At 63.2% G+C, this 2,878-nt stretch carries 1 protein-coding gene; it reads left to right on the top strand.

Annotated elements, in window-relative coordinates; translation table 11 throughout:
• Positions 1-2,878, top strand: a 2,878-nt coding sequence (locus tag AC1DVH_RS28945) for an ATP-binding protein (protein ID WP_477756664.1), incomplete at both ends; no start/stop codon positions are given.

Here is a 2,878-nt window from a genome sequence, read left to right as displayed (position 1 = left end):
CCAGCGGCTGGAGCGCGATTTTCACCTGCGCCTGGATCCGGCCTTGGCGATTGCCCCTGTCGCGTTCATCCGCTCGGCCGAGGGGCCTTTGTTGATCGATCCCGCGTCTGGGGTGCCGCTGACTGATTTGATCAGTGACACAGGGCTGCCACTGGCGCGCTTGTTGACCATCGCCGTAGCCGCGGCCAACGCGTTGGCGAGCGTCCAGAAGATGGGTGTGCGACATGCCAGTCTGCTACCCCACCACTTGGTGGTGGATGCTGCCGACTCGGTCAGACTGCTGAATTTTCACCGCCATGCCGGGGAGGCGCCCGCGGTTGAACTGCCCGGCCTGGAACAATGGCCTTATCTGGCCCCCGAGCAGGTCCGACGCGATGCCGTCAGTTTTGATGCGCGCAGTGATATCTATGCGCTGACCACAATTCTTTATCAGGCACTGACCGGCCGACTGCCGCTCACCGCCCGCGACCCGTCCCAATGGCTGCACGTGCACGCGGCTGTCCAGCCGCAATCACCGGCGATTCATGTCACCGATCTACCGGAAGGCATCTGCCGAGTACTGCTCAAAGGCCTGGCGAAAGAACCGGGCACCCGCTACCAGAGTGCCGAATCAATGGCCGCGGATCTGGCCTGGTGTCAACAGCAGTGGCTGGAGCATGAGCATATCRACGCGTTCCGCCTGGGCGCTTTCGATGCGTTGCCTTCCTTGGCCTGCAGCGATGTACTGTTTGGTCGAGAGGCCGAACGTACGCAGTTGGTCGAGCTGATGCATCAGGTGGGCGGCGATGGCATTGCCCGGGTTCTGCTGGTCGGTGGCGCGCCGGGCGCCGGCAAGTCGACGCTGATCCATCAGGGTGTCCGGCCCCTGGCCCCCGGCTACTGGGCCAGCGGCAAGAGTAATCTGCTGCAGCAGGAAATTCCATTTGCACCCTTGGCAGAAATCTTCAAGTCGCTGATGACCCAGTTGCTGGGCAAGCCGGCTCTGGAGTTGCAGACGCTGGGTGAGCAACTGGTCGAACGGCTTAAGGGGCGGGGCAGGCTTCTGGTGGAGCTGGCGCCCGAGGCTGAGCTGGTCATCGGGGTCACGCCTGAGCTGCCGAACATGCCGGCCCGACATGCGCTCGATCGCGCCAACCGGACCCTGCTCGATGTATTGGAAGTCTTCGCTCAGCCGGGACGCCCCCTGGTGCTGTTCGTGGATGACGTGCAATGGGCGGACGATTCGACGCTGTCGTTTTTACAGGCCTTCGTCGCCCGGCGGCCCCGGCATCTGGTGTTGATCCTGGCGTATCGCGAGGCCGAGTCGCAAGCCCTCGAGCGCGAGGGGGGAGTGCTGGAGGTGCTGGGTCGCGAGCAATCGTTGCCCTGTGCAAGCGTCATGCTGGGGCCATTGTCGGTGCCCGCGGTCGCGGAGCTGATCGCCGCTGAACTGGACGCCGACCCCAAGGAGATTGAGGCGCTCGCGCAAGTCGTGCATTACAAGACGGCCGGCAATCCTCTGTTCGTCAGCCAGGTGTTGCGCGCATTGATCGATGAATGTCTGGTGCGCTTTGACGTGCAGGGTCGCCGCTGGGTCTGGAATCAACAGGAGGTGGACGGTTATCGCTACGCCGACAACGTCGCGGACTTGATGGTACTGCGACTCGAACGCCTGTCACCGATGGAACGCGAAGTGCTGCGCACGGCCGGCTTCGTCGGCGGGCGCTGTGATGAATCACTGCTGCATCGGCTGTTGCCGTGTGAGCCGCAACAGATCACCCATGATGTGCAAAGCCTGGTCGATGCAGGTTTTCTGCTGCGTGAGCGCGAGCAACTGGTGTTTCCCCATGACCGTGTGCTTGAGGCGGCCTGTCAGCTTGCGGCGCCAGCGGGACGCGCCGCCGAGCATGCGCGTATCGCTGGCACCATGCTTGATCATTGGGGCGAGCAGATCCATGAGCGTGTGTTCGAAGTCGCCAGTCAGGTCCAGCGCATTGACGCCGATGAACTGGAGGCGCATCGCCGCGCCGCGTTCGTCGAGCTGTTGGTCGAAGCCGCCGAACGCGCCCGGGACACCGCCGCTGTCGAGCAGGCCGTGGGCTATCTTCGCACGGCCGAGAGTCTGCTCGACCAGACAGGTTGGTCGAGCCTCTACAGCCAGACGTTTGCCACCCAATGGCTGGCTGCCGAGTGCGACATGCTCCTGGCCGATCTGGAAGGCGCCCAGCGCCGCCTCGACGATTGCCTGACCCACGCCACCACAGTGCTCGACCGCGCGAAGACCTATCGGTTACGGGCCACCTTGCGCACGCTGCACTCCGATTACGAGGGGGCGATCACCGAGGCGCTGAAYGGTCTGGCCTTGCTGGATATTCCCCTTCAGCGCAGGCCCTCACAGAACGATTTGACCCTGGCATTTACCCAGGTTCGTGAGCTTGTCGGCGCACGCCGCATCGCCGATCTGGTGCATTTGCCCAAGGCCGAAGACCCGTCTGTCGAAGCGGCCATGGAGTTGCTCAGTACGTTGATTTCTTCGTTCTTCGTCGACGACGACATTCGTTTTCTGCATTTGGCGAAAATGGTCGAACTCACACTGCTGCATGGCACCACGCCAAGCAGCGGTTACGGTTTTGCCTGGTTTGGCGTGATGATTGCCGAGCGCTATGGCGAATATGTGGACGGGCAGGCCTTCGCCGAAGTGGCGCTTGAACTCACCGACAAGCACGGCTACGAAGCAGGGCGCACAGGCACGCTGGTGGCGCTCGATCAGGTCAGCCCGTGGACCCGACCGATGGCGTACGCTCGACAGAAGGCGTTCGCCGCATTCGAGTGCGGCCAGGCCGGCGGCGACCTGGGCATGTCCTGTTACGCCTGCAACCACATCGGTTCCGACCTGCTG

This window comes from Pseudomonas sp. P4_C3 (genome assembly GCF_056402075.1).
Note: the sequence above shows the minus strand (reverse complement) of the source record. Positions and strands in the feature narration are given on the sequence as shown.